Source organism: Microbacterium sp. OR16, assembly GCF_047306725.1.
GTDB lineage: Bacteria > Actinomycetota > Actinomycetes > Actinomycetales > Microbacteriaceae > Microbacterium.
This window is the reverse complement of record NZ_JAZEXK010000001.1, coordinates 701,489-714,064: the sequence shown is the minus strand read 5'-3', so window position 1 is coordinate 714,064 and position 12,576 is coordinate 701,489. Positions and strand designations below refer to the sequence as shown.

At 71.0% G+C, this 12,576-nt stretch carries 15 protein-coding genes; all 15 read left to right on the top strand.

Translation table 11 applies throughout. The features are described from left to right. Window positions 1-62 precede the first annotated feature (62 nt). The 15 genes from rpoZ (at window position 63) to trpA (ending at window position 12,570) form a co-directional block, all read left to right on the top strand. Window positions 63-317 carry a DNA-directed RNA polymerase subunit omega gene (rpoZ, locus tag V2S05_RS03480; protein ID WP_099195959.1) on the top strand — a complete coding sequence of 85 codons (255 nt, stop codon included), beginning with the start codon at window positions 63-65 and terminating at the stop codon, window positions 315-317. 111 nt (window positions 318-428) lie between these two features. Further along, on the top strand, window positions 429-1,625 hold the full coding sequence (metK, locus tag V2S05_RS03475) for a methionine adenosyltransferase (protein WP_413633899.1): 1,197 nt from the start codon (window positions 429-431) through the stop codon (window positions 1,623-1,625). Window positions 1,626-1,632: 7 nt separating this feature from the next. After that, a complete protein-coding gene (locus tag V2S05_RS03470; RefSeq protein WP_413633897.1) occupies window positions 1,633-3,612 on the top strand; it encodes a primosomal protein N' in 1,980 nt (659 codons plus the stop codon). A 37-nt stretch (window positions 3,613-3,649) separates the two neighbouring features. Continuing rightward, window positions 3,650-4,573, top strand: a complete 924-nt coding sequence (gene fmt / locus V2S05_RS03465; protein ID WP_413633896.1) for a methionyl-tRNA formyltransferase — start codon at window positions 3,650-3,652, stop codon at window positions 4,571-4,573. After that, window positions 4,570-5,967 carry an RsmB/NOP family class I SAM-dependent RNA methyltransferase gene (locus tag V2S05_RS03460; RefSeq protein ID WP_413633895.1) on the top strand — a complete coding sequence of 466 codons (1,398 nt, stop codon included), beginning with the start codon at window positions 4,570-4,572 and terminating at the stop codon, window positions 5,965-5,967. Before fmt ends, V2S05_RS03460 begins: the two co-directional genes overlap by 4 nt. Further along, complete coding sequence (rpe, locus tag V2S05_RS03455; RefSeq protein WP_413633894.1) at window positions 5,964-6,644, top strand: ribulose-phosphate 3-epimerase; 681 nt, start codon at window positions 5,964-5,966, stop codon at window positions 6,642-6,644. Before V2S05_RS03460 ends, rpe begins: the two co-directional genes overlap by 4 nt. Beyond that, on the top strand, window positions 6,641-6,904 hold the full coding sequence (locus V2S05_RS03450; protein WP_271637618.1) for a phosphoribosyl-ATP diphosphatase: 264 nt from the start codon (window positions 6,641-6,643) through the stop codon (window positions 6,902-6,904). The genes rpe and V2S05_RS03450 overlap by 4 nt, the downstream gene beginning before the upstream one ends. Before the next feature lie 41 nt (window positions 6,905-6,945). Beyond that, the gene (gene hisG, locus V2S05_RS03445) at window positions 6,946-7,788 is read left to right on the top strand and encodes an ATP phosphoribosyltransferase (RefSeq protein WP_271637619.1); all 843 of its coding nucleotides are present in this window, start codon (window positions 6,946-6,948) and stop codon (window positions 7,786-7,788) included. Continuing rightward, the gene (gene hisF / locus V2S05_RS03440) at window positions 7,788-8,549 is read left to right on the top strand and encodes an imidazole glycerol phosphate synthase subunit HisF (RefSeq protein WP_413633891.1); all 762 of its coding nucleotides are present in this window, start codon (window positions 7,788-7,790) and stop codon (window positions 8,547-8,549) included. Before hisG ends, hisF begins: the two co-directional genes overlap by 1 nt. Next, window positions 8,549-8,890 carry a phosphoribosyl-AMP cyclohydrolase gene (gene hisI / locus V2S05_RS03435; RefSeq protein WP_413633890.1) on the top strand — a complete coding sequence of 114 codons (342 nt, stop codon included), beginning with the start codon at window positions 8,549-8,551 and terminating at the stop codon, window positions 8,888-8,890. The genes hisF and hisI overlap by 1 nt, the downstream gene beginning before the upstream one ends. 1 nt (window position 8,891) lies before the next feature. Then, window positions 8,892-9,485 (top strand): Trp biosynthesis-associated membrane protein, encoded by a 594-nt coding sequence (locus V2S05_RS03430; RefSeq protein WP_413633888.1) that lies wholly within the window; start codon window positions 8,892-8,894, stop codon window positions 9,483-9,485. 34 nt (window positions 9,486-9,519) lie between these two features. Then, window positions 9,520-9,750 carry an HGxxPAAW family protein gene (locus tag V2S05_RS03425; RefSeq protein WP_271637624.1) on the top strand — a complete coding sequence of 77 codons (231 nt, stop codon included), beginning with the start codon at window positions 9,520-9,522 and terminating at the stop codon, window positions 9,748-9,750. A 2-nt stretch (window positions 9,751-9,752) separates the two neighbouring features. Further along, window positions 9,753-10,559 (top strand): indole-3-glycerol phosphate synthase TrpC, encoded by an 807-nt coding sequence (trpC, locus tag V2S05_RS03420; RefSeq protein WP_413635220.1) that lies wholly within the window; start codon window positions 9,753-9,755, stop codon window positions 10,557-10,559. After that, complete coding sequence (trpB, locus tag V2S05_RS03415) at window positions 10,556-11,782, top strand: tryptophan synthase subunit beta (protein ID WP_413633887.1); 1,227 nt, start codon at window positions 10,556-10,558, stop codon at window positions 11,780-11,782. Before trpC ends, trpB begins: the two co-directional genes overlap by 4 nt. Beyond that, a complete protein-coding gene (trpA, locus tag V2S05_RS03410; protein ID WP_413633886.1) occupies window positions 11,779-12,570 on the top strand; it encodes a tryptophan synthase subunit alpha in 792 nt (263 codons plus the stop codon). The genes trpB and trpA overlap by 4 nt, the downstream gene beginning before the upstream one ends. The last annotated feature ends 6 nt before the right edge of the window (window positions 12,571-12,576 follow it).

Here is a 12,576-nt window from a genome sequence, read left to right as displayed (position 1 = left end):
CGCATCGATTTCGCGACAGCTCGTCACCCCGACGCCACCGTCGCCTGACCAGGAGGTCCACCATGGCCGGACACAACAACGGCATCATCGACCCGCCCATCGACAACCTTCTCGAGCGCGTCGAGTCGAAGTACGAGCTCGTGATCTACGCGTCGAAGCGCGCACGGCAGATCAACGACTACTACTCCGACCTGCACGAGGGGAACCTCTTCGACAACGTCGGTCCGCTCGTCGACTCCTCGGTCGAGGACAAGCCCCTCACGATCGCCCTGCACGAGATCAACGAGGACAAGCTGCGCATCCGTCACGCTGAGTGATCGCCTTCGCAATGTGAGCCGCCGACGTCCTCCCGAGGATGTCGGCGGCTTCATGCACACTGGCGTCGAGCCGTCACCGGCTCCGCCCCACGACCCCGCTTTGGAGCCCCGATGAGCGCGCTGCGCCTGTTCACGTCCGAGTCCGTCACCGAAGGACACCCCGACAAGATCTGCGACCAGATCTCCGACAGCATCCTCGACGGACTTCTCGCGGTCGATCGGGACTCGCGCGTGGCCGTCGAGACGCTCGTCACGACCGGTCTGGTGCACGTCGCCGGTGAGATCCGCACCGAGGGCTACGTCGACATCCCGACCATCGTGCGCGACGTCGTGAACGGCATCGGGTACACCTCGAGCGACACCGGCTTCGACGGCTCGTCGTGCGGGGTCAGCATCTCGGTCGGCGAGCAGTCCACCGACATCGCCAACGGCGTGGATCAGGCGCAGGAGCAGCGCGACGGAGGATCGACCGACCCTCGCGACCTGCTCGGCGCCGGCGATCAGGGCATCATGTTCGGCTTCGCCACGAATGAGACGCCTCAGCTGATGCCGATGGCCGCGTGGACGGCGCACCGCATCGCCGAGCGCCTCACGGAGGTGCGCCGCTCCGGCGAACTGGCCTTCCTGCGCCCCGATGGCAAGACGCAGGTGACGCTCGGCTACGACGGCTTCACGCCGAAGACGGTCGACGCCGTGGTGCTGTCGACTCAGCACCACCCGGACATCTCGCAGGACGAGCTGAAGCAGCTCGTACGCGACGTCGTGATCGACCCGGTGCTCGAGCAGACCGGTCTTGATCTCGCCGACGACCTGAAGTACTACATCAACCCGGCAGGCCCCTTCGTCACGGGCGGGCCGAAGGGCGACGCCGGTCTCACCGGCCGCAAGATCATCATCGACACCTACGGCGGAGCCGCACGCCACGGCGGCGGCGCGTTCAGCGGCAAGGACCCCTCGAAGGTCGACCGCTCGGGCGCCTACGCGATGCGGTGGGTCGCGAAGAACGTGGTCGCCGCCGGCCTCGCCGACCGTGCCGAGGTGCAGGTCGCCTATGCCATCGGCGTCGCTCGCCCGGTGGGGCTCTACGTCGAGACCTTCGGCACGGGTCGGGTGTCTGAAGAGACGATCACCGACGCCATCTCGCAGGTGTTCGATCTGCGACCTCAGGCGATCATCGAAGAGCTCGACCTGCTTCGCCCGATCTACGCGCAGACCGCCGCCTACGGCCATTTCGGCCGTGAGCTGCCCGACTTCACCTGGGAGCGCACCGACCGCGCCGACGACCTGCGTCGCGCAGCCGGCCTCTGAGGCCGCCGTGTCCGACCCTCGACCCGAGCGGGCGGCATCCGGCCCGGGGGAGGGGCGCCGCATCGCGCGCGTGCTGATCGACTCGCCGCTGCCGCAGCTGGACAGGCTGTTCGACTACGCGCTGCCCGCCGAGCTCGGCGACGTACAGCCGGGGGTGCGCATCAAGGCGCCGCTGCGCACCGCCGGTCGCGTCGTCGACGGCTACATCGTCGAGATCGACGTCGAGCCGGACGCCACTCGCACGCTCTCCGAGGTCGAGAGCGTCGTGTCGCCCACGATCGTGATGCCCGAGCGGCTGTACCGGCTCGCTCGGCGCGCCGCGGATCGCGCCGCAGGATCGGCCTCCGACGTTCTGCGTCTGGCCATCCCGAAGCGGCAGGTGCGCGTCGAGAAGGCATGGACGCCGTCCGATGAGAAGGTCGAGGTGGATCCGGATGCCGTGAGCCGCGCGCGAGAGATCGTCGCCCGGTACGACGGTCTCGCCGCGGTGATCGCCGAATCGGGCCGCGCTGCGGTCGAGGCGATCCCCGTGCAGAGCGGGTCCGAGCCGGGCTGGGCGACCCTGCTGGCCGCCGCCGCCGCCTCGCAGCTGGCGGAGGGCCGCTCGAGCATCCTCGTCGTTCCCGATTACCGCGACCAGGGACTGCTGCTCACCGCGCTGGAGCGCCTCGTACCGGCGGACGCGATCGCTCGCCACGACGCCAGGCAGGCGAACCCGGATCGGTACCGCGCGTTCCTGCGGACCCTGGACGACGAGCCGTGCATCGTCGTCGGCAACCGCTCCGCGATCTACTCGCCGGCTCGGGCGGCGCTTGTCGCCATCTGGGACGACTCCGACCCGCTGCTCGCCGAGCCGCTCGCACCTTACGTGCATGCCAGGGACGCGGCACTGATCCGCCAGGAGCAAGAGGGCAGCGCGCTGCTTCTGGTCGCGCACACCCGCTCGACCGACGTCGAGCGTCTCGTGCAGCACGCGTGGCTGCGAGACGTCACCGCCGCGCGGCGCATCATCCCGAATGTGCGACTGAGCACGCCGCAGGAACTCGAGCGGTCGATCGGCCAGCGGGTGCCCTCCAGTGCCTTCGCCACCGCGCGCGCCGCAGCGGCAGAGGGGCCGGTGCTCGTGCAGGTCGCTCGCCCCGGCTTCGCCCCGACGCTCGTCTGCGCCTCCTGCCGCCATCCGGCGCGGTGCCGGCAGTGCGGCGGCCCCCTCGGCGCTCGTCGACGCGGCGCGGTGCCGGTCTGCGGGTGGTGCGGCCGCTCGGCGCACTCGTGGCGATGCACGGAATGCTCCTCGGATCAGGTGCGGCTGGCGTCATCCGGCACAGAACGCACCGCAGACGAACTCGGCCGCGCATTCCCCGGGGTGCGGGTGATCGTCTCGGACGGCGCGCACCCCGTACAGCACGTCGACGATCGCCCCGCGCTCGTCGTCGCGACGCGCGGCGCCGAGCCGATCGCCGACGGCGGCTACCGGGCGGTCATCCTGCTCGACGGCGCGCGCATGCTGCAGGCGCCTGAGCTGCGCATCGGCGAGTCGTGCCTGCGCTGGTGGTCGAACGCCGCCGCCCTCGCTGTCCCCGGGGCGCCCGTCCATCTCGTGGGCGTCGACGGCCCCGTGGCCCGGGCGCTGGCGACCTGGTCGGCTGCGGCCTATGCGCGCTCCGAGCTCGAGGCGCGGATGCCGCTGCACATGCCACCCACGGCGCGATTCGCCCAGCTCGAGGGGCTGCCGGCCTCGGTGCGTGCGGCGCTCGACGCACTGTCGGACATCGGCATCCCGACGGATGCCGTGCTGGGGCCCGTCCCGCTCGACGACGACGGCCGCGTGCGCGCTCTCGTGCGCTTCCCGTACGCCGCAGGCCAGGACGTCGCCGACACGCTGCGCGCCAGCGTGGTCGCCGACGCGGCGCAGAGCCGCCGCGGCCGGGGACGGCAGCGGATCCCCCTCTCGGTGCACCTCGATATCCTCGAACCCGACATCTGATCACCCGAACACCGCTCGACCGACCGGAGAACCTTCCATGCGCCTCGTCTTCGCAGGCACCCCCGCCGTCGCCGTCCCCACTCTGCGCGCCCTGGCAGCAGAGCACGAGATCGCGGCGGTGATCACCCGCCCCGACGCGCCGCTCGGGCGCAAGCGCGTGCTGACCGAATCACCCGTCGCCGCGGCGGCCGAGCAGCTGGGCCTGCCCGTCATCAAGGCAGCACGTCTCGATGACGCCGTGACGGAGCAGGTGCGGGCCCTGGGCGCCGCACTGGGCGTGATCGTCGCCTACGGCGGGATCGTGCGCGAGCCGCTGCTGTCGACCCCGGCGAAGGGCTGGATCAATCTGCACTTCTCGCTGCTGCCGCGTTGGCGCGGGGCCGCGCCCGTGCAGCGTGCACTGATCGCGGGCGACGCGGAGCTGGGCGTCGCCGTGTTCCAGCTCGTAGCGGCACTCGACGCGGGTGACGTCTTCGCGATGCGCCCGGTCGCCGTGCCGGACGACGCCACGGCGGACGTCGCTCTCGAGGTGCTCGCGAAGGACGGCGCCTCGCTCACCCTCGACGTCGTCGCCGACATCGCCGACGGCACCGCCCTTGCCCGGCCGCAGGAAGGCGATCCGACCCTCGCCCCGAAGCTCACGCTCGACGACGGCGCGATCGACTGGAACGCGCCCTTCGAGCAGGTGTACGCCCGCTACCGCGGAGTCACCCCCGAGCCGGGCGCGCACACGACCCTCGGCGGCGCCCGGCTGAAGATCCTGCACGCCGCGCCCGCCCCCGCCGACTCCCCGCAGCTCGATCCCGGCACGATGCACGGCGCGAAGGCGGCCGTGCTCATCGGCACCGGCACGACGCCGCTCGCGGTCACCCGTGTGCAGCCGGCGGGCAAGGGGCCGATGGGCGCCGCCGACTGGTGGCGGGGCCTGCGTGACGGCGGCTCGGTGAGGGCCGGATCGTGAGCGCCCCCAAGATACAGGCCGCCCGTTGGGTCGCCTACGACGTGCTGCGTGCCGTCTCGGACGACGACGCGTATGCCAACCTGCTGCTGCCGAAGCTGATCGGCGACGCGAACCTGAACCCGCAGGACGCGGGACTCGCCACCGAGCTCGCCTACGGCACCCTGCGCCGCCGTGGCACGTACGACGCGATCATCGCCGAGGCGGCCAGCCGGCCCGCGGAGCAGATCGATCCGGTGGTGCTGGACGCCCTGCGTCTCGGTGCCCACCAGCTGCTCTCCACCCGCGTCGCTGCGCACGCGGCGGTGAACGAATCGGTCTCGCTGGTCGCCGCTGAGGCGGGACGCGGCGCGTCCGGATTCGCGAACGCGGTGCTGCGCCGGATCGGCCGGGACGACGCCGACACGTGGCAGCAGCGAATCGAAGCGGGTGCCCGTTCGGACGACGAGCGTCTCGCGCTGCGGACCGCCCATCCCGTCTGGGTGATCCGCGCGCTCCGACGCGCCCTCGCCGCGGAGGGGCGAGGAGACGAGCTCGATGCCCTGCTGGCATCCGACAACGACGCGCCCGAGGTCACGCTGGCTGCGCTTCCCGGGCTGGCCGAGCCCGGATCCCCGCGGCGGCCGTACGCGCCCACCGCGTTCGGATCGCCCGGCGGAGACCCGCGCCGGGTCATCGCCGACGCGAACGGCACCATCCGCGTGCAGGACGAGGGCTCTCAGCTCGTCGCGCTCGCGCTGGCCGCCGCAGCGCCGGTGCGGGCGGGAGAGCGGTGGCTCGACCTGTGCGCAGGGCCCGGGGGGAAGACCGCGATGCTCGCCGCACTCGCGCGTGAAGCCGGGGCGGACCTCGAAGCGAACGAGGTCGTCCCCGCGAGAGCCGGACTCGTGCGCCATGCCGTGCGCCCGCTGCCGGTCGAAGTGCCCGTGCACGAGGAGGACGGACGCCTGCTGGCGGCGCAGCATCCGGCCTCCTTCGATCGCATCCTCGTCGACGCGCCCTGCACCGGTCTCGGCGCGCTGCGCCGGCGCCCGGAGGCGCGGTGGCGCAAGTCCCCGGAGGACGTCGCCGAGCTCGTGGAGCTGCAGACGCAGCTGCTCGACGCCGCGATCGACGCGCTGGTGCCAGGGGGCATCGTCGGCTACGCCACCTGCTCGCCTCATCTGACCGAGACGACCGGGGTCGTCACCGAGATCCTGCGACGCCGGGACGACATCGTCGAGCTCGACGCCCGTGCGGTCATGACGGGCGTGTCGCGATCGCCCATCGACCTCGCGCCGCGCACGGCTGAGGGGCCAGGCAGCGGCAGCGTGCAGCTGTGGCCGCACCGCCACGGCACCGACGCCATGTTCCTCGCACTGCTGCAGCGCACCGACCAGGAAAGGACCGCATCGTGACCCTCCCCACCGCACCGCGCATCAACCCGAGCATCCTCGCCGCCGATTTCGCGAACATGCAGGCCGAGCTCGGCCGCATCGCATCGGCCGACTTCGCCCACGTCGACGTGATGGACAACCACTTCGTGCCGAACCTCACCTTCGGCCCGCAGATGGTCGAGCGAATCCAGGCGACCAGCCCGATCCCGCTCGACGTGCACCTGATGATCACCGACCCCGATCGGTGGGCACCGGGCTACGCCGAGCTCGGCGCGGCCAGCGTCACCTTCCATCTCGAGGCCGCCGCCGACCCCGTCGCGCTCGCCAGGCGCCTACGCGGGAGGGGGGCACGCGCCGGCGTCGCGATCAAGCCCGGCACAGCGGGGGAGGCGCTCTACGACATCATCGACGAGTTCGACCAGATCCTGGTGATGACCGTCGAGCCCGGCTTCGGAGGCCAGGGTTTCATGCCGGAGACCATGCCGAAGCTGCGGGCGCTGCACGACGAGGCGCGCAGGCGCGGATCGGATGTCTGGCTGCAGGTCGACGGCGGGATCTCGTCCGACACGATCGCGCAGGCCGCCGCGGCGGGCGCCGACACGTTCGTCGCAGGCTCGGCGGTGTACGGCGCAGCCGACATCGAGGCGGCGGTCATCGGTCTTCGTGAGCGCGCGCGAGCGGCTAGCCTGGAATCGTGAAGACTTTCGACGAACTGTTCGCCGAGCTCAGCGCCACCGCGCAGGAGCGCCCCGAGGGATCGGGCACCGTCGCACAGCTGGATCGCGGAGTGCATGCGATCGGCAAGAAGATCGTCGAGGAGGCGGCCGAGGTGTGGATGGCCGCCGAGTACCAGTCGGACGATGAGGCCGCCGAGGAGATCTCCCAGCTGCTGTACCACCTGCAGGTGATGATGCTCGCGAAGGGGCTGACGCTGGAGGACGTTTACCGACATCTGTGAGCGAGGCTCAGACCACCGTTCACATCAGACGAAAGACATCCATGCTGCGCATCGCCGTTCCGAACAAGGGCTCGCTCTCCGAGACAGCCGCCGAGATGCTCGCGGAGGCCGGATACACCGGTCGACGCGACCCCAAGACCCTGCACGTCATAGATGCCGACAGCGACGTGGAGTTCTTCTACCTGCGTCCCCGTGACATCGCCACCTATGTGGCATCCGGAGCCCTCGACGTCGGCATCACCGGACGCGACCTGCTGCGCGACGTGCGCCAGGACGACGCCCGCGAGATCGAGCAGCTGGGCTTCGCCCGGTCGACGTTCCGATTCGCGGCGCCGCCCGGGCGCTACTCGTCGATCGACGACCTCGACGGCGTGCGCGTGGCCTCCGCCTACCCTGGCCTGGTCGACGACTTCCTCCGCGAGAACGGCGTGACCGCTCGGCTCGTCCCGCTGGACGGCGCGGTCGAATCGGCCGTGCGTCTCGGCGTCGCCGATGTGATCGCCGATGTGGTCGAGACGGGCACGACGCTGCGTCAGGCGGGTCTGGAGATCTTCGGCCCCGTCATCATCCAGTCCGAGGCGGTGCTGATCAGCCGGCCGGGTGACGTGCCCGGTACCGACCGGCTGCTGCGTCGTCTGCGCGGCGTCATGGTCGCGCGGCAGTACGTGCTGCTCGACTACGACCTCCCCGCTCACCTCGTCGACCAGGCCGTCGAGATCGCCGGAGGTCGGGAATCGCCGACCATCTCGCCGCTGCGCGACCCCGAGTGGGTCGCCGTGCGAGTCATGGTTCCGCGCAAGGGCGTGAACCAGGTGATGGACGACCTGTACGCGCTGGGCGCCCGGGCGATCCTCGTCACCGCGATCGACGCGGCGAGGCTCTGATGACCCTCGCCGCGCGGGTGATCCCATGTCTGGATGTCGCCGCCGGACGCGTGGTGAAGGGCGTCAACTTCCAGAATCTGCGCGACATGGGAGACCCCGTCGAGCTCGCCTCGCACTATGCGGCCCAGGGCGCGGATGAGATCACGTTCCTCGACGTGACCGCCACGGTGGATGCGAGGGCGACGACCTACGACGTCGTGCAGCGCACCGCCGAGAACGTGTTCGTGCCGCTCACCGTGGGTGGCGGCGTGCGCAGCGTCGACGACGTGGCCCGTCTGCTGTCGGTCGGCGCAGACAAGGTGGGAGTCAATTCCGCCGCCATCGCCCGGCCCGCGCTCATCGGCGAGATCGCCGATCGGTTCGGCGCCCAGGTGCTCGTTCTCTCGCTCGACGTCAAGCGCGCGACGACGACGCCCTCGGGTTTCGCCGTCACGACCCACGGCGGGCGAACCGAGACGACCCTCGACGCGCTCGACTGGGCGCGCGAGGCCATCGAGCGCGGCGCCGGAGAGCTGCTGGTCAACTCGATCGACGCCGACGGCACTAAAGACGGCTTCGACCTCGAGCTGGTGCGCGTGATGCGCGAGGCGTCGGCCGTGCCGGTCATCGCCTCTGGAGGCGCCGGCGACGTCGGCGATTTCGCACCGGCCATCGAGGCGGGGGCGGATGCCGTGCTCGCGGCCAGCGTGTTCCACAGCGGGCAGCTCACGATCGGCGAGGTCAAGGAGGCCCTGCGGGCCGAAGGGGTGGTGGTGCGCTGATGAGCGACGACGTCGCGCAGATCGCCTGGAACGACGCCGGCCTCGCTCCTGTGATCGTGCAGCAGCACGACACGCGCGAGGTGCTCATGCTGGCGTGGATGGATGCCGAGGCGCTGCGCCGCACCCTGACCGGCGGTCGCGCCGTGTACTGGTCGCGATCGCGCCGGGAGTACTGGCGCAAGGGCGACACCTCGGGCAACACGCAGCGGGTGATCAGCGTCGCCGTCGACTGCGATGCCGACACGATCCTGCTGCAGGTCGACCAGCAGGGACCCGCCTGCCACACCGGAACGCGAACCTGCTTCGACGGGCGCGAACTGTCTTCGAGCGGAGTGTCCTGACGTGCTGCGCCGCGCCCGCATGCTCGGTGTCCTGGCATTCCTGCTCGCCGGGGGGATCGGGATCATCTCCTCGACCCAGGTGTGGGCGACGGTGCAGCGCGCCGATGCGGGGGAGACCCTCACCGTCACCGGGGCCGTGATCTACCCGCTGCTCGCGCCGCTGTCGCTGGCGGTGCTCGCCCTGGGAGCCGCGCTGTCGATCGCCGGTCCCGTGCTTCGCCACATTCTCGCCGTGCTCGGCGTGGGTGCGGCCTTCACCCTGATCCTCGGCACCGCGCCCCTGATCGGGTCGGCGCCGATCGCCGCCGTGGCTCCGGCGGTCACCGAGGTCACCGGCCTGGGCGGCGAGGAATCTGTGCGTGAGGTCGTGGCCGCCGTCACCGCGACGCCGTGGCCGGTGATCGCTCTGCTGTGCTGGGTGGTGCTCGGCCTGGCGTCCCTGTTCGTGCTCGTCACCGCACGCCGCTGGCCGGCTGGCGGCCGGCGCTACCGATCCACGACCGGGAGCGCGCACCGCAGCTCGGGGCCGCTCGACGCCGTCGATTCCTGGGACGAGCTGTCGCACGGCACCGATCCGACGGACTCGGCCCGGTAGACTGTCAGCATCGCCTAGCCACCCGGAGGAGAACATGACCAACCCGATCGCCGATCCCGGCCACGGACACTCGCCTGCTGCCTGGACCGCCGTCGTGATCATGCTCGTCGGCTTCACCGCCGGTACGGTGTTCTTCTGCCTGAACCAGCCCATCGCGGTCTGGGTCTGCGCCGCGGTCATCGTGATCGGCGCGATCGTCGGCTGGGTGATGGCGAAGGCCGGCTGGGGTGTGAAGGGCCCGAAGTACGCGCCGAAGGCGCACTGATGGTGCTCGCCGACCTTACGGCCGGCGCCGTGGAGGATGCCGAGCGGCGCGCGATCTCGCGTCCGCTCGCCGTGGTCGAGCGCGACACCGCCGCTCGACCCGCAGCTCGTGATGTGCTCGCAGCACTCGCCCCCGCCGACCGCGTGAAGATCATCGCCGAGGTCAAGCGTGCCAGCCCGTCCCGCGGTGCCCTCGCCGAGATCCCAGATCCCGCGCTGCAGGCCTCGCTGTACGAGCAGGGCGGCGCCTCGGCGATCAGCGTGCTGACCGAAGAACGCCGCTTCGGCGGCAGCCTCGTCGACCTCGAGGCGGTCACCGAGCGCGTCTCGGTGCCGGTTCTGCGCAAGGACTTCATCGCCACCCCGTACCAGGTGCTCGAAGCGCGCGCCGCCGGAGCAGACCTCGTGCTGCTCATCGTCGCCGGTCTGTCTCGCACGGTGCTCACCGAGCTGCACGGACTCATCATCGAGCTCGGGATGACCCCGCTGGTCGAGACGCACTCCGCCGAGGAGCTCGAGGTCGCGATCGACCTCGGCGCCGACCTGATCGGCGTGAACGCGCGCAACCTGCACACCCTCGAGCTCGACCGCGACCTGTTCGCGCGGCTCTCCGACCGCATCCCCGATTCATCGATCCGCATCGCGGAGTCGGCCGTGCTGCAGCCAGACGACGTCGCGCGGTACCGGGACGCCGGTGCGGATGTCGTCCTCATCGGCGAAGCGCTCGTCACCGGCGATCCGGTGGCCACGCTGAACACTTTCCTGGCGGCCGGCGACCGCCCGATCCGAGACATCGAGAGGCGCTCATGAGCCTGCGCGCGCAGCACGGTCCGTTCTTCGGCGACTTCGGCGGCAGGTACATGCCCGAGTCGCTCGTGGCCGCCATCGACGAGCTCGCCGCAGCCTACGAGGACGCGATCGCCGACCCCGCGTTCCGCTCCGAGCTGGCGACGCTCCTGCACTCCTACGCCGGGCGTCCCTCGCCGATCACCGAGGTGACGCGCTTCGCCGAGCACGCGGGCGGAGCGCGCGTGTTCCTCAAGCGGGAAGACCTCAATCACACCGGCTCGCACAAGATCAACAACGTGCTCGGCCAGGCGCTGCTCACCAAGCGCCTCGGCAAGACCCGCGTGATCGCCGAGACCGGAGCTGGCCAGCACGGCGTGGCGACGGCGACGGCGGCAGCCCTGTTCGGCCTGGACTGCACGATCTACATGGGCGAGGTCGACACCGAGCGCCAGGCGCTCAACGTCGCCCGCATGCGCCTGCTCGGCGCCGAGGTGGTCGCGGTGACCACAGGCTCCCGCACGCTGAAGGACGCCATCAACGACGCGTACCGTGACTGGGTCGCCAGCGTCGAGACCACCAATTACATCTTCGGAACGGCGGCGGGCCCGCATCCGTTCCCCGCCATGGTGCGCGACTTCCAGAAGATCATCGGCGAGGAGGCCCGCGAGCAGCTGCTCGCAGAGGCCGGCCGGCTGCCGGATGCCGTCGTCGCCTGCGTCGGCGGCGGATCGAACGCCATCGGCATGTTCGACGCGTTCCTCGATGACCAGAATGTGAAGCTGTATGGCGTCGAGGCGGCCGGTGACGGCGTCGACACGCCGCGGCACGCGGCGTCGATCGGGCGCGGCCGACCGGGTGTGCTGCACGGGGCGAAGACGTACGTCCTCCAGGACGAGGACGGGCAGACCGTCGAGTCGCACTCCATCTCCGCCGGTCTCGACTACCCCGGGGTCGGACCGGAGCACTCCTGGCTCAGCGCGATCGGCCGAGCCGAATACATCCCCGCCACCGACGACGAGGCCATGCAGGCTCTCCGGCTGCTCAGCAGGACGGAGGGGATCATCCCCGCGATCGAGTCGGCGCACGCCCTGGCCGGCGCGCTGCGCATCGGCCGCGAGCTCGGCCCCGAGGGCCTCATCGCGATCTGCCTCTCGGGCCGCGGCGACAAGGACATGGACACCGCCGCCCGGTACTTCGAGCTGTACGACGCGGCAGCCGGCGACGCTGAGGGGAGCGCGGAGTGAGCCGCGTCGAGGATGCCATCCGCAGAGCGCACGAGGCGGGACGGGGCGCGTTCATCGGCTACCTGCCCGTGGGCTTCCCCGATCTCGATACGAGCATCCAGGCCGCGCTGACGCTCGCCCGCAACGGCGTCGACATCATCGAGCTGGGCCCGCCCTACTCCGACCCGGTGATGGACGGCGCGGTCATCCAGGAGGCGACGCAACACGCGCTCGCGAACGGCTTCCGGATGCGCGATCTGTTCACCGCCGTCAAGGCGATCACCGACGAGACCGACGTGCCCGTCGTCGTCATGACGTACTGGAACCCGGTGATGCAGTACGGCGTCGACCGCTATGCCGACGACCTGCTCGCCGCCGGCGGGGCAGGACTCATCACTCCCGATATCACGCCGGAGTCGGCGGGGGAGTGGATCGAAGCCAGCAGGCGCACGGGCCTCGACCGGATCTTCCTCGCCGCGCCCACGTCGAGCGACGAGCGACTCGATCTGGTCATCTCGTCATCGACGGGCTTCGTCTACACGGTGTCGACCATGGGGATCACGGGCGAGCGCGCTGCGCTCGACCTGGCCGCCCGCACGCTCGTCGAGCGGATGCGCTCGCGCGGCGAGGTGCACGCCTGCGTCGGCATCGGCATCTCGAACGCCGAGCAGGTCGCGGGCGTGGTCGAGTACGCCGACGGCGCAATCGTCGGCACCGCGCTCGTCAAGGCGCTCCGCGACGGCGGGATCGATGCTCTCGCCGAAACCACCAGAACCCTCGCCGGCGGTACGCCGACGACGCGATACTAGGATCTC